General features: G+C 61.4%; 21 protein-coding genes. 7 read left to right on the top strand and 14 right to left on the bottom strand.

The annotated features are described in order from the left end of the window. Window positions 1-126: 126 nt before the first annotated feature. The 10 genes from DESPR_RS07755 to DESPR_RS07800 all read right to left on the bottom strand — a co-directional run bounded on the left by DESPR_RS07755 (window position 127) and on the right by DESPR_RS07800 (window position 11,229). Entirely contained in the window at window positions 127-621 is a 495-nt protein-coding gene (locus DESPR_RS07755; protein WP_015724250.1) for a GNAT family N-acetyltransferase, read from the bottom strand. A 45-nt stretch (window positions 622-666) separates the two neighbouring features. After that, window positions 667-2,151 (bottom strand): helicase HerA-like domain-containing protein, encoded by a 1,485-nt coding sequence (locus tag DESPR_RS07760; protein ID WP_015724251.1) that lies wholly within the window; start codon window positions 2,149-2,151, stop codon window positions 667-669. A 46-nt stretch (window positions 2,152-2,197) separates the two neighbouring features. After that, window positions 2,198-2,599 carry a DUF2784 domain-containing protein gene (locus DESPR_RS07765; protein ID WP_015724252.1) on the bottom strand — a complete coding sequence of 134 codons (402 nt, stop codon included), beginning with the start codon at window positions 2,597-2,599 and terminating at the stop codon, window positions 2,198-2,200. Window positions 2,600-2,631: 32 nt separating this feature from the next. Beyond that, on the bottom strand, window positions 2,632-3,051 hold the full coding sequence (locus DESPR_RS07770; protein WP_015724253.1) for a hypothetical protein: 420 nt from the start codon (window positions 3,049-3,051) through the stop codon (window positions 2,632-2,634). Window positions 3,052-3,113: 62 nt separating this feature from the next. Beyond that, on the bottom strand, window positions 3,114-3,773 hold the full coding sequence (locus tag DESPR_RS07775; protein WP_015724254.1) for a CBS and ACT domain-containing protein: 660 nt from the start codon (window positions 3,771-3,773) through the stop codon (window positions 3,114-3,116). Window positions 3,774-3,787: 14 nt separating this feature from the next. Then, entirely contained in the window at window positions 3,788-5,749 is a 1,962-nt protein-coding gene (locus tag DESPR_RS07780; RefSeq protein ID WP_015724255.1) for a flagellar assembly protein A, read from the bottom strand. A gap of 180 nt (window positions 5,750-5,929) precedes the next feature. After that, window positions 5,930-7,219 carry a uracil permease gene (uraA, locus tag DESPR_RS07785; RefSeq protein WP_015724256.1) on the bottom strand — a complete coding sequence of 430 codons (1,290 nt, stop codon included), beginning with the start codon at window positions 7,217-7,219 and terminating at the stop codon, window positions 5,930-5,932. 167 nt (window positions 7,220-7,386) lie between these two features. Further along, a complete protein-coding gene (locus DESPR_RS07790) occupies window positions 7,387-7,698 on the bottom strand; it encodes an HNH endonuclease (RefSeq protein ID WP_015724257.1) in 312 nt (103 codons plus the stop codon). After that, the gene (locus tag DESPR_RS07795) at window positions 7,695-8,987 is read right to left on the bottom strand and encodes a bifunctional folylpolyglutamate synthase/dihydrofolate synthase (protein ID WP_015724258.1); all 1,293 of its coding nucleotides are present in this window, start codon (window positions 8,985-8,987) and stop codon (window positions 7,695-7,697) included. Before DESPR_RS07795 ends, DESPR_RS07790 begins: the two co-directional genes overlap by 4 nt. Before the next feature lie 46 nt (window positions 8,988-9,033). Then, a complete protein-coding gene (locus DESPR_RS07800; protein WP_015724259.1) occupies window positions 9,034-11,229 on the bottom strand; it encodes an ATP-dependent helicase in 2,196 nt (731 codons plus the stop codon). Window positions 11,230-11,419: 190 nt separating this feature from the next. Between DESPR_RS07800 and DESPR_RS07805 the strand changes: the two genes are divergently transcribed. Further along, window positions 11,420-11,821, top strand: a complete 402-nt coding sequence (locus DESPR_RS07805; RefSeq protein ID WP_015724260.1) for a hypothetical protein — start codon at window positions 11,420-11,422, stop codon at window positions 11,819-11,821. A gap of 50 nt (window positions 11,822-11,871) precedes the next feature. Here the strand turns inward: DESPR_RS07805 and DESPR_RS07810 are convergent, their stop codons facing one another. Further along, on the bottom strand, window positions 11,872-12,870 hold the full coding sequence (locus DESPR_RS07810) for a GGDEF domain-containing protein (RefSeq protein WP_015724261.1): 999 nt from the start codon (window positions 12,868-12,870) through the stop codon (window positions 11,872-11,874). 259 nt (window positions 12,871-13,129) lie between these two features. On the opposite strand from DESPR_RS07810, the gene nagZ reads away from it, so the two are divergent. Both nagZ and DESPR_RS07820 read left to right on the top strand, forming a co-directional pair. Then, window positions 13,130-14,194, top strand: a complete 1,065-nt coding sequence (gene nagZ / locus DESPR_RS07815; protein ID WP_015724262.1) for a beta-N-acetylhexosaminidase — start codon at window positions 13,130-13,132, stop codon at window positions 14,192-14,194. Continuing rightward, complete coding sequence (locus DESPR_RS07820; protein ID WP_015724263.1) at window positions 14,164-14,589, top strand: NINE protein; 426 nt, start codon at window positions 14,164-14,166, stop codon at window positions 14,587-14,589. The genes nagZ and DESPR_RS07820 overlap by 31 nt, the downstream gene beginning before the upstream one ends. A gap of 8 nt (window positions 14,590-14,597) precedes the next feature. On the opposite strand, the gene DESPR_RS07825 is transcribed toward DESPR_RS07820, so the two are convergent. Next, complete coding sequence (locus DESPR_RS07825; protein ID WP_015724264.1) at window positions 14,598-15,356, bottom strand: YaaA family protein; 759 nt, start codon at window positions 15,354-15,356, stop codon at window positions 14,598-14,600. A gap of 18 nt (window positions 15,357-15,374) precedes the next feature. Beyond that, entirely contained in the window at window positions 15,375-16,289 is a 915-nt protein-coding gene (locus tag DESPR_RS07830; RefSeq protein WP_015724265.1) for a GGDEF domain-containing protein, read from the bottom strand. Between DESPR_RS07830 and DESPR_RS19155 the strand changes: the two genes are divergently transcribed. From DESPR_RS19155 to DESPR_RS07840, 3 genes are read left to right on the top strand one after another with little or no spacing between them, the layout of a single operon-like run. Next, window positions 16,288-16,416, top strand: coding sequence for a hypothetical protein (locus DESPR_RS19155; RefSeq protein WP_272867048.1), 129 nt, complete (start codon window positions 16,288-16,290; stop codon window positions 16,414-16,416). The two genes, DESPR_RS07830 and DESPR_RS19155, sit on opposite strands and share 2 nt — an antisense overlap. A gap of 4 nt (window positions 16,417-16,420) precedes the next feature. Beyond that, the gene (locus DESPR_RS07835) at window positions 16,421-16,684 is read left to right on the top strand and encodes an HP0495 family protein (RefSeq protein WP_015724266.1); all 264 of its coding nucleotides are present in this window, start codon (window positions 16,421-16,423) and stop codon (window positions 16,682-16,684) included. Then, on the top strand, window positions 16,681-17,199 hold the full coding sequence (locus DESPR_RS07840; RefSeq protein WP_015724267.1) for a hypothetical protein: 519 nt from the start codon (window positions 16,681-16,683) through the stop codon (window positions 17,197-17,199). Before DESPR_RS07835 ends, DESPR_RS07840 begins: the two co-directional genes overlap by 4 nt. On the opposite strand, the gene DESPR_RS07845 is transcribed toward DESPR_RS07840, so the two are convergent. Further along, entirely contained in the window at window positions 17,150-17,449 is a 300-nt protein-coding gene (locus DESPR_RS07845; protein ID WP_015724268.1) for a Smr/MutS family protein, read from the bottom strand. The two genes, DESPR_RS07840 and DESPR_RS07845, sit on opposite strands and share 50 nt — an antisense overlap. A 454-nt stretch (window positions 17,450-17,903) precedes the next feature. Between DESPR_RS07845 and DESPR_RS07850 the strand changes: the two genes are divergently transcribed. Further along, the gene (locus DESPR_RS07850) at window positions 17,904-18,680 is read left to right on the top strand and encodes a putative capsular polysaccharide synthesis family protein (protein WP_169701565.1); all 777 of its coding nucleotides are present in this window, start codon (window positions 17,904-17,906) and stop codon (window positions 18,678-18,680) included. Window positions 18,681-18,706: the final 26 nt, after the last annotated feature.

Consider the following 18,706-nt stretch of genomic DNA (forward strand, 5'->3'; position numbering starts at 1 on the left):
ATTCCTGGGAAATGCACGGATTCCCTTGGGACAGGTCCGCCCTTGTTCCTGCAGTGGCATCGCGTCTATTGAGTGCGGCCTGTTGAAAGCTTACCCAAAGCTGCGCTCAATGCAATCCCGGCGATGTCACCGTTGTCGTTTTTTGACCGTGGTGAACTCCGGCTCGTAGCCCACGGTATATCGGTCCGCGGAGGTGTTGCCCAGGACAAGGAATTGGCCGGTGTCCCGGGTCAAGGGGCAGAGTGGCTCCGTGCAGGGGACGAAACCGAACGCGCGGAAAAACCGGGGGCAGCCAAGGGCAAAGATCGGTTGTCCCTTGATCCGTTCCTGGCGCAGGGCGAAGCGGAGCAGCTCCGAGCCGATGCCCTGGCCCTGCACTCGCGGCTGTACCGCCAGCGGTCCCAGATGCAGGCCGATCGCCTGTTGGCCGCGGTAGGCGCGGGTGAAGCCGATATAGGCGATGACCGCGTCGCGGTGCAGACAGACCCATTCAACCATCTGCCGCCCGTTGGCATGGAGGGCGTCAAACAGCCGCACCTCGTAGGTGCTGGGGGCAAAGGCATGGTGGAGCAGGGCGGCGGCCTTGGCCTGGGTGTCCGGAGCAAGGGGACGGATTTTCATGGCAACCACCTTCAGCGGCAAAAGAGTGTACAGTCCCGGCGCCGGTTACCGGCGGCCGAGGATGCTGCCGAGGATGCCGCGCACGATCTGTCGGCCGACCTGACTGCCAATGGTTCGTACCGCCTGCTTGGCCAGGGTCTCGACCATGCCCTGGCGGCGCTTGCTGCCCCAGAGCAGTTCGTCGAGCACACCGCCTCCGGTTGCCGCCGGCTTTCCCGTTTCCGGCTGTCCTGCCGCCGTGTCGGCCGGTGTTCGTTCCAGGGTGCGCCGGTTGAGGATCTCGTAGGCTGACTCGCGATTGACCGGCGTGTCGTACTTGGCACCGAGTGGACTGCGGCCGCGCACCGTGGTCCGCTCTTCCGGGGTAATGGCGCCCATTCGGCAGCGCGGCGGGCAGATCAGGGCGCGTTCCACCGGCAGGGGCACGCCTTTTTCCTGGAGGGTGGACACCAATGCCTCGCCCACCTCCATCTGGGCAATGGCCTGAGCCACGTCGAGTTCCGGATTAGCGGCAAAGGTTTCGGCGGCGGTTTTCACCGCCTTCTGATCGCGCGGGGTGTAGGCCCGCAACGCGTGCTGGATGCGGTTGCCCATTTGGCCAAGGATCTCGGCGGGCAGGTCGTCGGGAAATTGGGAACAGAAATAGACGCCCACTCCCTTGGAGCGGATCAGCCGGACCACCTGTTCCACCCGCTGGCGCAGTACCGGCGGCGCGTCGGCAAACAACAGGTGGGCCTCGTCGAAGAAAAAGACCAGCCGGGGCCGGTCGAGATCGCCCACCTCGGGCAGCTGTTCGAACAGCTCCGACAACAGCCAGAGGAGAACGCTTGCATAGAGGCGCGGTTTGAGGATCAACTGATCGGCCGAGAGGATGCTGATCACGCCCCGGCCGCCGAGGTCGGTGCGCAGCAGGTCGTTCAGGTCCAGGGCCGGCTCGCCGAAAAAGGCCGCGCCGCCTTCCCGTTCCAGCGACAGCAGGGCGCGCTGGATGGCGGCCACCGACTGGGTGCTCACCAGACCGTAGCGGGTTGAGATCTGCTGGCGGTTGTTGGCGGTGAAGGCCAGCAGGGCGCGCAGGTCGTCGAGGTCGAGCAGCAGCAAGCCCTGGTCGTCGGCCAGCCTGAACACGATCTCCAGCACCCCGGCCTGGGTGTCGCTCAACTCCAGGATGCGGGCCAGCAGGCTCGGACCGATTTCGCTGACCGTGGCGCGGACCGGATGGCCGGCAGCGCCGAACAGATCCCAGAACACCACCGGACTGGCTTCGTTGGCATAGCCCTCGACCCCGATCCGGGCGGCGCGTTCCCGCAGTTTCTCGCTGGCCGTGCCCGGCATCGCCAAGCCGGCGACATCGCCCTTGACGTCGGCCATGAATACCGGCACGCCCATGCGGGAGAACCCCTCGGCCAAGACCAGCAGGGAGATGGTCTTGCCGGTGCCGGTGGCGCCGGCGATCAGGCCGTGGCGGTTGCCGTAGCGGGCCAGCAGGTGGACGGGCCGGTTGCCCGCGCCGATCAATATTCGGTCCATGATTTGCTCCTTTGGCTGGGGACGAACCGAGCGTCCAACGGTTGTCTCAGGGCCGTGGTTTTGGGGGGAAAACCCACCAGGCCAGGGTCACGGCCAGGCCGAACAGGGAATAGGCCAGGATGAAGACCCAGTCCGGCCCCTGGTAATAAAGCAGACGCTGCAGCCAGTGGGCGAGCCAACCGCCGCCGTAAACATCCTCGCCCGCCCGAGACCGCAGCCACCTCTCCAAGGTGGTCAGCGGGCAGGCGGCGCCGAACCAGGCCTGGGCGGCGATGACCGTGATCGCCGCCAGGTGCGACAGCCGGAACCACAGGCCATTGACCCAGCGCCAGCCAAGCAGGTTGCCGCCAACGATCAGCGCCAGGCCGCCGACCACGAAAGCGGCGACCGCGACATGCAGCGCCAGCACCATGTCGGCCAGCAACGGATAGGGCAGAAAAACGGGCATGGCGAAAACCCCGGGCCGGCGTCGCGGGCCGCTTACTTCACCGGAAAATAGGCTTCCAGCCCGGGGTCGCTGGTGGCCTTTCCCGGCACATACACCTGGCAGGTGAGGCGGGGATAGTTATCCAGGTCGCTTGTCACCAGGCAGGTTTGTTCACACGCCGTTCCCCGGTCGGTATAGCGGATGCGCACCACCGGTATCCGGTCCGCGGTGGCCTGTTCCACGTGGACGGTGCCAACGATTGTCCTGCCGTCGATGATGCGGTGGATGTTCAGGCCGGCGGGGGACCGGGCAATGACGGCGCTGCCGCCATGGGTGGCCGCGCTGTCGAGGTTTTTGCCGACCAGCTGGTAGCTGCCGACGATGAACCCGGCGAGATCCTGATCCCGTCCCGCGGCCGAACCCGCCACTACCCAACCCAGAAGCAGTCCCAAGGCCGCCAGCCTGTTTCCCATAGGTTTCCTCCGCGCGGTGGCCCTCCGAGCCCGCCCGAGGGCGCACCCGAGCTCCATCGCCCCTATTCCTTGGTTTCCCGTTCCTCGGTATGAAAACGGTTGATCTGCAATCCCGCGTCCCACAGGCTGTCGATCAGCCTCTCCACGTTCTCGCCCTGGACCTTGAGGGTGACCAGTTGATGTTCCTCGGAAAAATCGGGAAAAACGGTGATGCCGAGGATGGTCATGTTGCATTTCTTGAACACCTGCATCATGGCGTAGAAGGCGGCGGGTTTGCGGTCGATCTTGAGTTCGATCCGCGCCCCCTGCTTCTTGGCGCCCAGCACCTCGAGGAAGGCGTCGAAGATGTTGGTTTCGGTGATGATCCCCACCAGGTGGTCGTCCTGCATTACCAGCAGCGAACCGAACTTGTGGGTGCGCATCAGCAGGGCCGCCTCCTCCAGCGGGGTGGAGGGGTCGACGGTGACCGGAGAGCGGGTCATGATCGATCCGGCCTCGATCCGGCTGGCCTGGTCCAGGTTTTCCGGGCTGACGCTCGGGTCGAAGATCGAGGGCATGGCCCGGTACAGGTCCTCGCGGCTGATGATGCCGACCAGTTTGCCGTCATCGACCACCGGCACCCGGCGGATGCGGTTGGCCCGCATCAGCTGCTCGACCTCGATGATCGGCTGCTTGCTGCTGACGGTGAGAAGGTTGCTGGTCATCCACAGTTTGACGAACATAGAGCACTCCGCAATTATTTTTTGTTGGCAAGGAAGAGAATATCGCGCTTGTCGGCTCCGGCCGGGATCTGGTCGCGCAGACGAAAGCAGACGTTGCTCAGGGTCGCGCCCAGCACGGTGCGGCTGTTGCCGATGCGGATCTCGGTACCGGCGAACACCTTGCCGCGTACCACGATGGTGCATGCCAAGGCGTGGGATAGTCCCTGATCCTCGGGCTCCCGGTCCTTGGGGACAATCAGGTTGAGGCTGGCGAACTGCTGGCGGCTCTCTTCATGCTCGGCCAGCAGTTCCTCGAGTTCCTCGCTGTCGGCTTCCGGGCCGACCAGCTGTTGCAGGGCGGCGATGGCCTCGGTCTGGGCGGCCAGGGTGCGCCGCAACTCGAAGAAACGCTGCAGCTGCTCCGGCGAGACCGCGGCGGCCAGCAGGGAGGGATCGGCATTGTCCGACCCCACGGTGCCCACGGTTATCGAGCCGGCGGCCACCAGCTGCGAGGCGATGAACCGCGCGGCCGGTTCGCTGTGCAGGTTGGCGCCGGCGTGCATGCGGCAGTAGTAGCCGCTGCGGCGCACTAGGATCGAGCCGCCGGCAAAGATCCGTCCGTTTTCCAGGAACTGGATGTCCACGTCGCCCCGGCTGCGGATCACCGCGTGATCGCCCACCATCCCGGCCTTGACCACCACGTTGCTGTCCGAACGGATCTGCGCCTTTTCGATGTTGCCTCGGATGAGGATGTCGCCCAGGGCGTTGACCCGGAACTTCGGCCGCACCGACCCCCTGATTTCCAGGGCATCGCGGGAGACGATGTTGCCGGTGGTGAAATCGACGTCGCGGGAGATGATCTGGCGCGAACAGACCTTGACCGAACCTTCGGAAACCATGGAGAGCACCCCCGCGCGGCTGGCCCGGATCTCGCCGCTTTCCGGGTCGAAGGAGGCGTCATCGGTGACCTTGAGGGCCAGATCCTTGCCCGGCGTCTGGGCGACCGGAGCACCGAAGATGTCGCGTCCCGGAGAACCGGGGGAGGGGGGCACGCGGACGGCGATCAGCTGATCCTTGTTGACGCCGATGAACATGTTGCGCTCGCGGTAGTCGATCTCGCCGTTGCCCATGACCTTGCCCGGCAGCGGGCCGACCTCGATGGCGAACCGCAGCCAGGCGTCGCTGCCCTTGACCGGCAGCAGCCCCAGGGCGATGACCGTGGTTTGCGGCCGCTGCTGGCCGCGGCACAATTCCAGGCACTGGCTGATGGCCTGGGGCAGGCGGCCATAGACGATCCCTTCCTCGTCGAGGACGCGGAGGACTGTGGCCTGGTCGGGCAGATCGTGGCCCGGTGGAGCGGGCCTGAGGCGGAGCAGCGCCTGCATTCGGTCCGGAGTGGCCTGGATCAGGCGGTCAACGCCGAGCTTCACCTGTTCGGCTGCGCCCTTGCGGGCGGCGGCGAAGGACGGATACCCCCAGACCGTGGCCGTCAGCTGCTGGCCGTCGGCGCTCAAGACGGTGTTGTTGCCGGCAACGATGGTCTGCTCGCCCGGAACCGGGCAGGGAATTTTCTCGCCAAAGATGTTCTTGCCGGGGACGGCCGGGGATGACGGCCCGGCATCCGCCACCGCTTCCCCCGGTCCAACTAGGGGGACAAGGAGCAGCTGCACCCGGATCGTCTGCCCCTCCTCGCCGGCTTGTTCGACGGTCAATGGGACGGGCCGAAAGCATGGCTGCAACCCTCGGTAGCCTGGGGTCGGCGGCGTGCCCTGGGCAACGAGCAGCGGTTCGGTCAAGGGTTCATCCCGGTCGATGCAGGTCGCGGCGCGGGCCAGGGCCTGGTGGTCCAACCCATGGACAATGCCCCGGTCGTCGAGCAGTTGAGACAGGGCCGCACCGCTGTCGAGCGTCACCGCCTCTTCCGTTGATGCCGTTGGCAGAAGGGTGGCCCGGAGTTTATCGGTGCTGATGTGGAGAAAGATGGGCGAGCGGTTCACCGGCGGTTATTTGGTTAAAAAAAGGAAAATAATCAAGTGAATACCATAAAGAGGGGCGGATCACAAGGCAAGAAGGGCGCGTTTGCCGGCCAAGAGGTGTTTCAAGGGTGGGATGAGGAACACGACGGAGCAGGGGGAGGCTGGGGCGGCGGATGGGTCCGCCCCAGCGGGTCGATGGGATCAGAGGCCGCTCTGTTCGCTGACCAGGCGGAATTTTTTCAGAAGGTGGAAGACAAGCGACAAGGCCATGCCCACCACCGTGGCCAGGGCCATGCCCTTGAGCTGGACATCGCCGAGTTTGACCGCCACGCCGCTGATGCCGACGATGAGGACGATGGCGGTCAGCGACAGGTTGGCCGGCCTGGAGTAATCGACCTTGGCCTCGACCAGCATCCGCACGCCCGAGGCAGCGATGACTCCGAAGAGCAGCATGCAGACCCCGCCCATGACCGGGGTGGGGATCGACTGGATCAGGGCCGAGAGTTTGCCGACAAAGGCGAGTGCGATGGAAATCACCGCCGCGCCGCCGATCACCCACACCGAGTAGACCCGGGTGATGGCCATGACCCCGATGTTCTCGCCGTAGGTGGTGGTCGGTACCGAGCCGCAGCAGCCGGAAAGCACGGTGGAGATGCCGTCGCCCATCAGCGAGCGGTGCAGGCCGGGATCCTTGGTCAGATCGCGGCCGACGATGTTGCCGGTGACCACCAGATGGCCGATGTGTTCGGAGATGACCACCAGCGAGGCGGGCAGGACAATGAGGATGGCGCTCCAGTCAAACCGGGGCGCGTAGAAGGTGGGCAGGGCCAAAAGCGGTGCCCGGGCCACGCCGCCGAACTCGACCAGGCCCAGGGGAATGGCGAGCAGATAGCCGGCCACGATGCCGGTGAGCACCGGGATGATGGCCATGAAGCCGCGAAACAACACCGAGCCGAAGGTGACCACCAGCAGGGTGACAATCGCCACCACGATGGTCTTGCCGTTGTAGGCACCGCTCACCGGATCGGGCATGATGCCGGCCATGTTGGTGGCCACGCCGGCCAATTCCAGGCCGATGAGGGCGACGATTGGTCCCATGGTCGCCGGCGGCAGCACGGTTTTGATCCAGTCCGAGCCGAACCGCCAGATGATCAGGGCCACGGTGATGAACACCAGGCCCGAGGCGATGAAGCCGCCCAGGGCGGCACCGTAGTTGCCGCTCCACTGGGCCTGGTTGGTGCCGAGCACCACCAGCACCGGCGAGATGAAGGCGAAGCTGGAGCCGAGAAAGGCCGGGGCCTTCCCCTTGCACAGCAGCAGATAGATCAGGGTGCCGATGCCGTTCATCAGCAGAACGACGGCCGGATCGATCTTGAACAGGGTGGGCACCAGCACCGAGGCGCCGAACATGGCGAACAGGTGTTGGACGCTGAGCGGAATGCCGGAGAGCAGCGGGACCTTTTCCTCGACTTGAATGGTTGTTCTGGACATGGATTCCTTCCAAAAATCTGGGGTTGGGCAGTGGACGGCCTGGCTGCACGGGTGCTCCCCGCAAAGCCGCCGGCGAACATACGGGAAAATCGACGGGCTGTCATCCCTGAAACGATGACAGAACCACCTTGTCGGATGCGGTGGGAAGAAAAACAGCCAGGTTCCGGCTATGCCTTGCGCTGGTGCAGCGCCTCCATGTATTCGTCCCACTCCACCGGCAGGGAGGATTTTTTCTTGCTGTTGCACTCCTTGCAGCAGGGTACGAGGTTGTCCTTGGTGCTGCGGCCGCCGCGGGCCAGGGGAATGATGTGATCCATGGTCAGGTTGTGAAAGCCCACCTTGTGGCCGCAGTACCAGCAGGTGCCGCTGGCGGTCTTCTGCTGCCACCAGCGGGTCTTGCGCAGGGCCCTGGCCTTGTTGCGCTCGGCGCGGATCAGGGCTTCGTCGATACTGTCGAGGCTGAAATATTCATTGTTCATGCGGGTGTCTCCCCGACCAGCAGTCGCCGCACCCGCCCCACCAGATAGAGCGACCCTGCCACGCAGAGCAGATCATCGGCCTCGGCCAGGACACCTGCAACCGCCAGTGCCTGTTCCACCGGTTCGACGCATTGGGACTTGGCTTGCAGGTCGGGCGGGAGCTGGGTCAGCAGCAGGGACGGAGCCGCCGACCGCTGCGATTCGGCCCGGGTCAGGAGGATTCGTTCCGCCATGGCCATCAGTTCGAACAGCACCGCTCCCATGTTTTTGTCGGCCATGTTGCCCCAGACGAGTACCAGCTGGCGACGGGGGAACCCGTGGCGCAGGGCAACGGTCAGGGCAGCCACTCCGGCCTCGTTGTGGGCGCCGTCAAGAAGCAGCCGCAGTTTCTTTTCCTGGTGGACGATGTGAAGCAGTTCCATTCGTCCGGGCCAGCGGACCTGCTGCAATCCCTCGCGGAGGGCCTGCTCGGATATGGGAAAAATCGGCGCCACCATCTCCATCGCCGCCAGAGCCAGGCTGGTGTTGACCGCTTGATGCGCCCCCGGCAGGGCCAGGGCAAGTCCCGTTCGTGATTGGCCGGCGGGCGATTGGTACTCCAAGGTTCCCTCGGCATCGAGCGTGCCGTCAAAATCCCGACCGTAGAGCATGAGCGGGCTGTGCAGGTCGCGGCAGCGGGCCTCGATCACCGGCAGCGCCTCGGCAGCCCTGCCGGAAAAGACCGTGGGCACGCCCGGTTTGATGATTCCGGCCTTTTCCCCGGCAATGGCGCTCAGGGTGGAACCGAGGTGCTGCTCGTGGTCGCGGCTGATGTCGGTGAGGATCGCCACCAGCGGCGTGACCACGTTGGTGGCGTCGAGCCGGCCGCCCATGCCGGTCTCCAGAATCACCGCCTCGACGTGTTGCTCGGCAAACCACAGCAGGGCCAGCAGGGTGGTCAGTTCGAAATAGGTGGGGCCTGGCCGATCGGCGAGCAGATCGGCCAGGCGGGTGATCAGACGGGCGAAATCCTCTTGTGTGATCCACTGTCGGCCGATCCGGAACCGTTCGCGCACCGAACTGAGATGGGGTGAGGAATAAAAGCCGGTCCGGTATCCCCCGGCCGAGAGCAGGGCGAGCAGGGTGGCGCCCACCGACCCCTTGCCGTTGGTGCCGGCGATATGGATGATTCGCAGCCGTTCCTGCGGGTTGCCCAGTTCGGCCAGCAGGGTGCGGGTGGACGCGAGGCCGAGTTTGATCTTGAACATCTGCTGCCGGTCGAGCCAGGCAACGGCTTGGGCATAGTTCATGGTCGCGGGTTCAAGGGGCAAACGAAACGGCAAACATCAGCGGCATTCATCCGACAATCTCCAGCTTGGCGTAGTCGAGATGGAGGATTTTGCTGCCGTGACGGTCGAACAGCACCTCGACCCGTCGGGGTCCGGGAATGGAGGTGATCCGGCCCAGGCCGAAAAAGGCGTGGCTGACCTGCATTCCCTCCGCATAGACCACCCGCGCCGAGGCCACCTTGGGTTGGACCGGCGGTTGCATTCGTTCTTCGTACTGGCTGGTCAAAGGGACGGTCACCGCGCCGCCTCGTTCGACCATAGTGTACAGGCCGGGGCTGATCTCGCGGAGAAAGGGGGACATGCCGGTGCGCACGGTCTGCCGGTCCGGCATGATCATTTCGCGCGGGTAGGTGAGGTACAACAGCTTTTTGGCCCGGGTGGCGGCCACATAGAGCAGCCGCCGTTCTTCTTCCCACTGTTCGCCCGGGGTGGCGTGCTGATGGGGAAACCGCCCTTCGGCCAAACCGATCACGAAAACCGTGTCCCATTCCAGCCCCTTGGCCGAGTGGATGGTGGAGAGGATCAGCCGCTGGCCGTCCTCGTTCGCGTCATCCGAAGTGGTTGCCTCGGGCGGATCCAGGGCGGTGTCGTCGACAAAGGACTGCAAGTCGCCATAACCGGCGATCAGGGCCTTGATCTGATCCAGCTCCTTGCGCCGTTTGGGATAGTCGTCGTAGTACATTTTCTGAAACACCGGCTCGTAGTAGGCCATCACCAGGTCGAACTGATCGGATGGGGTCAGGGCCGGGTCGAGCAGCTGATGCAAGGTGCGGGTGAGGTGCTCGAACTGGGTTTTCCAGGCCGGTCCGGGCCGGTAGGCGGCCAGGGCGGCGATCGGGGTGTCGGATTCGCGGATGGCCTGCAAAATCTTGTGCACCGTCTTGGGGCCGACCTTTTCCAGTTGGAGCAGGATGCGGTTCCAACTGAGGTTGTCCCAGGGGTTGATCACCACCCGGAAAAACGAGAGCAGGTCCTTGATGTGGGCCGATTCGGTCAGCTTGAGGCCGCCGCGCTTGTCAAAGTCAAAACCCTGACTGGCCAGCTCGATCTCCAGCTTGAAGGAGTGGAAGCCGGAGCGGAACAACACGGCCATGTCGTTTACGGCCACGCCCTCGGCCTGCCGTTTTTGGATTTCCTGGACCACATAGCGGGCCTCGGCCGCCTCGTTGGGCGCGACGACCAGCTGCGGCCGGGTGCCGCCAGTGATGCTGGTGAACAGGGTTTTAGTGAATTTTTTCTCGGCGTTGGCGATCACCGCGTTGGTGAGTTGCAGGATCGGTTCGGTGGAGCGGTAGTTTTCCTCGAGCTTGACGATCCGCGCCCCGGGAAACTGATCGGGAAAGCGCATGATGTTGAAGAAATCCGCGCCCCGGAAACTGTAGATCGATTGGGCGTCGTCGCCGACCACCATGACGTTGCTGTGGCGATAGGCCAGCAGGCGGACGATCTCGGCCTGAAGTTGGTTGGTGTCCTGGTATTCGTCGACCAAGATGTGTTGAAAGCGGGTCGACAGCTCGTGCCGCGCCTGTTCGGACTCGGCCAGGAGCCGCTTCCAGTGGACCAGCAGGTCATCGTAGTCCATCAGGCCGTGGTCGAGCTTGAATTGCCGGTAATGGTCGGCGATGGTGTAAAAATCGTTGATAAACTCGGTCAGATGGATGAAATCGTTGTGGACCAGCTGCTCGATGGAGGTTGATTTGTTGATCGCCCCGGAGATCAGGTTCATCACCACCCGCTTGGAAGGGAACCGTTTGCCGGCCCCGCCCATGCCCAATGAGGATTTGAGCAGATTGATGATCCCCTCGGCGTCGCCCCGGTCGATGATGGTGAAGTTGGAGCCCAGGCCCAGATGGTGGCCGTAGCGGCGCAGCAGAATGTTGGCGGTGGCGTGGAAGGTGCCGCCCATGATCCGGCGGCAGGAACCGGCGGTCAGCTCGCCGGCCCGGTGGAGCATCTCCTGGGCCGCGCGGCGGGTAAAGGTGAGCAGCAGGATCGATTCCGGCTCCACCCCCTGTTCGATCAAATAGGCCATGCGGTAGACCAGGGTGCGAGTCTTGCCGCTCCCGGCGCCGGCAATGACCAGGATGGGACCGTCACCGTGGGTGGCGGCGGCATACTGGGCAGGATTGAGCACCTCGGGGCTGACGGTGGAAACGGGCGTGGTCTGTTGCTGGTCGCTGGCGGAAACATGTTGGGTCTGCATGGCGGCTTTTGTACCACGGCGAGGCGGACGCCGCAATGGCTGTTGACAGGGACGGCGGGGAGTGGGTAAAGTCGCCGCGGCGACGAACGCCTGGAAATAATTCGCCTTTGCCTTCAAGATGTCGCCTTTTTCTTGTGGGTCGGGCAAACGGCAGTTTGGAATACCAACGAATCGACACTGTTGAGTGAATATGAAGAGACAACCAGAACAGATCTTTACCGAGAAGACGCTCGCGGCTCTTTTTCCAGCGGAGCGTTCCAACGATTTTTTTGATGCCCTGTTCGGCGATGCCAGCGAGGGGGCCTACGATATCGCGCTCAGTTTTGAGGGCTATGACCAGACCACACAGACGCTCCGCTTCCTGCTCAACCTGCACGAGCGGCCCGGCCGCTGTCTGGCCTGCAACCTGACCCACGGGCTGCCCGAGGTGTTCAAGCGGCACCCGATCATCAATATCAAGGGCTTGGTGGCGGAGATCGAAACACTGCTGGGCGGGGAGATGGTCTGCGCGGACTGGTCGTTGGGGCATACCATCCAGAAGGGACGGTCGCTGCACTGCATCCCGCTGACCATCAAGCTGCGCGAAGGGTAAAGGCCTGATCGTTTCTTCGGCGGAGTCGCGACGGCCGATAACGGGGCTGTTTAGTTGACCGCGACCTGGGCGCGACCGTTGGCCTTGGCCTGGTAGAGGATGTCGTCGGCCCGTTCCAGCCAGGCATCGAGCTGCATGCCGCTTTTCCATTCGGACAGGCCGATGCTGACCGCCAGGCGCCCGGCCTGGGTGACGATGTTGAGTTCTTCCACGGCCTGGCACAACCGTTCGGCCAGGAAACGGGCATCCTCCATGGCGGTATCGGGAAGGACGAGCAGGAATTCGTCGCCGCCCATGCGCACCAGCAGGTCGGAGAGCCGGATCTGACGCTGCAGCACCTCGGCCACCTGTTTGAGGACCTGATCGCCCATCAGATGCCCCATGGTGTCGTTGACCGCCTTGAAGTGGTCCAGATCCAGGGCCGCCAGAGTCAACGGCCGGCCATGGCGGTTGGCCTGCTCGACGATTGCCCCGATCCGCTCCTCGAAGACAAAACGGTTGGGCAGACCGGTGAGGCTGTCCTTGCGGGCCTGGGCAAAGATCTCTTCATACTCGATCGCCCGTTTGAGCGGATCGGCGAGAATCATCAGTGATTCGTCGATGAACTGCAATTCGTCCTCGGTCAGCGGCTTGCCCTTGCGCAGCATCACCAGCAGCCCGTAGCAGTCGGTGGAGTTGAAGGCCCATTTATGCACATGAAAGCCATCGGCCCGCACCATGGGCGGTTGAGCGTCCTGCTCCAAAACTTCCTGGGCCAATTGAATGGCCTGCCGCCGCTGCGGCCCATGATAGGAACAAAACATGTGCATCCGCTTCCGGCCGGGGTTGTGGTAGCCGATCAGTTCATGTCCGACAAACTCCATCAACCAGATCGAGTAGGCCTCGATCATGGCCGGCAGATCGAGAATGCCCGCCATCCGTTGATACAGCGTATTGATCTTGCGCAATTTTTCCGATTGCTGCCGATAATGGCTCAGCTCGGACAACAGATTTTCCATGGTGGCGGCAATTTGAACATCGACCTGCTCATCAAGGGATTTCAATTCCATGGCATTCACTGAGGGGTGATAATTCCGTCGGGTGTGGAGCGATTCCGGTTGCCTCGACGCGCAGCCCAAGGCCTGCGGGGAGAACCATATGGAAAGAGTTAAGCGAATTGCATGCCTGTTTTGCTGAAATGTATTTTTTGTATGTAACATTAAAAGATTACCCACAGATAACGAATTCGGCGATCCTCTGCAAGCTGTTCATCGGGCGATTAGTCAGAATTTCGACAGTTGAGGTGAGGCGAGGGAAAAGGAGGGAACGGTGCCAGGAAAAATGACGATCGGCCAGATGTTCGTGGTCGGCTTTCGCGGCTGTGACATCGGCGCCAATGCTTGGCTTGTCGAGGCCATTGCCCGCGACGGCCTGGGCGGGGTAATCCTCTTTGACCGCAATGTCGACCGTTCGGTGCAGAACATCGAGTCGCCCGAACAGTTGCGGCGGTTGACCGCCGGCTTGCAACAGCAAGCCCGCACGCCGTTGTTCATCGCCGTTGATCAGGAAGGGGGCCGGGTTTGCCGGTTGAAGGAGCGGGACGGTTTTTTGCCCTCGCATTCCGCCGCCGAGCTGGCTGCGCTGGGTATCGAGGCCACCGCCCATCATGCCGATATTCTGGCGGAGGAACTGGCGGCCTGCGGCATCAACCTCAATTTCGCGCCGGTGGTCGATCTCGATCTCAATCCGGACAATCCGATCATCGGCCGTTACCAGCGGAGTTTCGGCGCCGATCCGGCCACGGTGGCCAGCCATGCCCGCGTCTTCGTCGAGGCCCATCACCGCCACGGTGTCGGCTGCTGTCTCAAGCATTTTCCCGGCCACGGCAGCGCCGGCAACGATTCCCACCTCGGTTTTGTCGACATCAGCGCCTGCTGGCGGACAGTGGAGCTGGACCCCTACCGGCAGCTGCTGGCCGCCGGCTATGGTGACGGGATCATGACAGCCCATCTGGTCAACCGTCGCCTCGACTCCTCCGGCTTGCCGGCCACCCTGTCCGCGTCGGTGATCGACGAGCTGTTGCGCCGCGAACTCGGCTTTGACGGAGTGGTGTTCAGCGACGATCTGCAGATGCGGGCGATCAGCAACGGCTGGAGCACGGCGGAGGCGGTACAGCGGGCGGTGCTCGCCGGGGTCGACGTGCTGGTGATCGGCAATAATCTCACCCCCCGGGACGACGCGTTCCGGGCGGGCGTCGACGCCATCGAGCAGTTGCTTGACAGCGGCCGGATCGATGGGCAACGTATCGAGCGGTCCCTGGCGCGTATCGCCCGATTCAAGGAACAACTCACAGGAAAACAACCATGGAACTCGACCGTCCCACCCACAGCCTGATGATCGGCTACATCGCCTGGTTGTTCGGCTTCATCGGCGCCCATCGCTTCTACTACGGCAAGCCGATCTCCGGCACGATCTACTTTTTCACCCTCGGCATCTTTTTCATCGGCTGGATCGTCGACCTCTTTCTCATTCCCAGCATGGACCGCGAGGCGGAAATCCGCTACATCCCCGGGCCGATCGACTACAATGTCGCCTGGTTGCTGCTGGTTTTTCTTGGCATGTTCGGCGTTCACCGCCTCTACATGGGCAAGGTCTGGACCGGTATTCTCTACATGCTGACCTTTGGTTTGTGCGGCCTAGGGTATATCTACGACATGTGGACCCTGAATGACCAGCTCACCCTGATCAACGGCCAATCCGGCGGCAATCGGACCCTACGCAGCGCCTGACGGCTCGCTCAGGCGGCCGGCCGGGTGAAAACCAGCTGTCGGTTCGTTGACAGGTCCGGGCGAAACCCATACCCGCCGCCGGTGAAGGCGGTGATCCCCTCCGGTCGGTCGATCCGCTGACGGATAAGGAAGGCAGCCATCATCCCCCGTGCCCGTTTAGCGTGAACAGCCATGATTTTCAGTTTGCCCGCCCCTTCCTCCTTGAACTGGATGTCAATCCAGGGCGCGCGCAGCCGGTTCTTGTCCACGGCCTTGGCGTATTCGTGCGAAGCCAGGTTGATCAGCAGGGGATGTGGTTCACGCGCCAACTGCCGGTTCAGTTCATCGGTGATCCGTTTTCTCCAGAACGCGTACAGATGCTTGCCGTGCTCGTTGCGCACGGCGTAGCCCATCTCCAGACGATGGGGCTGAATCAGGTCCAGGGGCCGGAGGAGTCCGTACAGGCCGGAAAGGATGCGCAGCCGCTGTTGGGCTGCGTGCAGATCATCGGCGGAGAACTCCGCTGCTCCCAGACTGCGATAGGCCTCGCCGTCGTAGGCCAGCAGGGCCGGTTTGCCGCCGTCTGCCGCAAACCCATGGAACTGGGCCATGGTCCGTTCGGCCAGGGACTGACTGACATCCATCAGTGCGCGCAGGCTAACCAGATCGTACTGGCGCAGCAGGGTGACCAGCTCTTCCGCCTGCGCCCAAAAGATCGGCCGGGTCGAAGGCAGGGGGCAAGGGGCGGGGCTGAAATCCTGTCCCTTGGAGGAATTGATGATGATCATGGCGACACTCCGATTGATTCAGGGGCAGCACAACACCTGATTGCCGCCGGCCGCCTTGGCTTGCATCAGGCAGCGGCTGGCAATCAGCAGCAGGTCGTCCGGAGAGGCGTTGCGCTCGGCGATCTCCGGGGTGAATCCGGCCACCCCGAAACTGGCGGTGCAGCTGACCAGATGGCCGTTCGCCGCACAGTTGAGACCAGCGAACCGTTCGCGCAGCCGGCTGGCCACCAGGGCGCCGCCACGGATGGGCGTTTCCGGGAGGACCAGCAGGAATTCGTCCTCGCCCCAACGGGTGATGGTGTCGATATCCCGACGAATGGATTCCATGGCCATGCGGGCGAATCCGGCCAGGATCTGATCGCCGACGCGGTGGCCCAAGGACTCGTTGACCCCCTTGAGGCCGTCGATGTCGCAGAGGATGACCGCAAGCGGGTGGGTGTAGCGCAACGACCGGCGCAGCTCCTTCTTGAGCAGTTCCTCCAGGTGCGGCCTGCTCAGGCAGCCGGTGAGCGGATCGATCACGGTCATCAGGTCGATTCGCTCCCACAATTCCTGTTCCTGCAGGACCAGGCCAAACTGGCGGGCGGTGTCGAGGAGGATGGTGGCCAGGATCTCACCGGAGGTCGATTCCGGCACCACCCGGAACAGGGAGCGGCTGTTGGCCAGGTGCAGGGCGGCGGGCAGATGATCGTCGGGGACCAGCAGCAAGGGGATGGCCTGGGTGAGGGTGACCGCCTGGTTGAGAAAATCAAGCAGGCCCATGTCGGGCAGTTCACAAGCCACCAGCATCCCGCACCATTGATCCTCCAGGGCCAATTGGACCAGCCCCGTCCGGCCGTCGGCGACGGTGATAAACTCGAATTTTCCCGTGAAGTCAGCGGGAAGCTGGGCAATATTCAAACGATGGTTGATAATCAGGATGCGGTGCGACATGAAAGACTCCGGAAAACAAGAGGTTGCTTGGCTCGCGCATCATACCATCGGCGACCGCAAATGCGGAGCGGTATTTTCTGTTGGCAAGCAGGGGCCGACGCGCTATACAGCCCCGGACAAGGAGTGAGAGCATGCAAAACGTCAGTGGCTGCAAGCCGGACATCCAATATCCCTGCCGGTGGCAGTACCGGTTGATTGGCGAGGACCGGGCTGCCATCATGGCGGCCATCCATGCCTCGGTGGACGTGACAACCTGCGTCATCGCCGAGGGCAACGTCAGTTCCGGCGGTCGCTATCTCAGTATCAATCTGGAAATCACGGTCGGCGACGAGGCCGAACGGCTGCGGTTGTATCAGTGTTTTGCCGGGCATCCGGCCATACGGGTAGTGTTATGAATCAGGACGCAACAGGCGAACAACCATTGGTCGACAACAAGGTGATCCCGGTGATGCGGGAGGCGATCTTTACCGTGCAGATGCTCCTGTTCAAGGTGCTGCGCCAAAGCGTTCATGACCGCTACGTCGATCAGGCCGAACCATTCCCTGTCCACCTAGCCGGGGCGGTGGTCAACAACCTGTTCGGCACCCAGCCGACAGACCAGGCGGTGGCGGCCTTTGCCGGCGTCAACCGGGAACTGGTCGAACGGGAGTTGCGCGAGCTCTCCAGCCACTGCCAGGAATTGCTCCCCGTGCTCACCGACGGCCTGCGGATGAAAACCATCTGCGACAACCAGGAGGGCATCCACTCCATTCCCTCGCTGCTCATGGCCAAGGCCCTAGGCATCCTTCAGGAGGAGCGCGACCTGCCGCTGCCCTCCACCTTCATGCTTCAGGTGCGGGCACTGGCCTCGGCCCATGGGCTCATCGAGCCGATGGAGACGACCCCGCCGCCCGAAGAATCACCAGCGTAGCCCCCCAACCGCCGCTGGTCTCGTCGCCCAGACGATACCCGGCCACCATCTCCATCCGATCGAGCAGGGCGTGCACCGTGCGCCGCAGGGTGCCGCTGCCCTTGCCGTGGATGATCCGCACCTGCAGGATGCCGTTTTCCCGGCATTCCTGCAGATAGTCAGGAATCAGGGTCTTGATCTCCGAGGGCCGGAAGGCGTGCAGATCGAGGGTGCCGTCAATGGGCACTTCGATAGGTGGGTCATCGTGCATATCTTATTGTTTTACTCTTTTTTTAAAGATAGACGGGGCCGAGGTGCTTGCTGCGCGTGGAACATGGAGCGCAAAGCGCGCAGGAGTCCACCTTCGATCCCTCTTGCTTGCTGGGCAATTGTTTCAGACGATTCTGCCGGCTGACCGGCGCGCGGACCCTTGCCGCCCGTGCATCCCGGCAGGGACGTGGCGACCTTCCTTAAGGAGAGAAAAATAATAGTTGATTTTTTCCAAGAGGTTACTGTACACCTGCTGTCTTAGTAATAAACAGGTAAAGCACCGGCTCTACCAGTGGGCTCCCAAAGTTTGACGGGGAGAATTCCCATGTATGACGAACAGGGCCTAAGCCACACCAAGAAGGATTGCGAGTATCGTGTCGTATGGATACCAAAGTTTCGCAAGAATGCGATCTTCAATGACTTTAGTTTTCATAAACATGGAGATAGAGACAATTGTGAATGATAAAATGGTCGTTATATATCAAATGGGAAAAGTAGCTTCATCAACTATCAAAGCAACGTTAGCTCAGATAAAAGGATTGAATGTTATTCATACTCATCATCTTAGCTCAAATTATACAAGAAATCTGAATAGCATAAAGAGAAAAATGGGTTGGAAAACAACTATCTCACCAGAAAGCATTGACGATCTTTACAATAAAATTATTCATGAAAATGAAATTTATATTATATCTCTGGTGAGAGAGCCAATTGGAAGAAATATTTCAGCTTATTTCCAAAATTTAGATCTAATATTTAAGCAGGATGATGCATATAAAAATATTCCATTCGATCAAGTTTTAGAAGGTTTTTTTACAAAATACCCACATTCGATACCAATAACATGGTTTGATAATGAGTTTAATGAAGTGTTAGGGTTTGATATTTATAATCATGATTTTCCGAAGGATGAAGGGGCTGTTATTATAAATAATAAAAAATATCATATACTTGTTATGCGTCATGATATTGATGATGAAAAAAAACAAAAATATTTGCAAAAACTATTAAATATTAAAAATATTAAGATCGTTCGAAAGAATGAGGCTTCTAGTAAATCATATTTTGAAATTTATGCAAAATTTATTGATAAAATTTCATTTTCTGATGATTATATAAATAATATGCTTGAATCTAAGTATACAAAGCATTTTTTTAGTATTGATGATATTGAATATTTAAAAAGTAAGTGGATTAAAAATTGTGACATTTCTGCGCAATCACAAATCTAACAAAGTAAATCATCCGACGTGTTCCA

Origin of the sequence: Desulfobulbus propionicus DSM 2032 (genome assembly GCF_000186885.1) — a bacterium.
Taxonomy (GTDB): Bacteria; Desulfobacterota; Desulfobulbia; order Desulfobulbales; family Desulfobulbaceae; genus Desulfobulbus; species Desulfobulbus propionicus.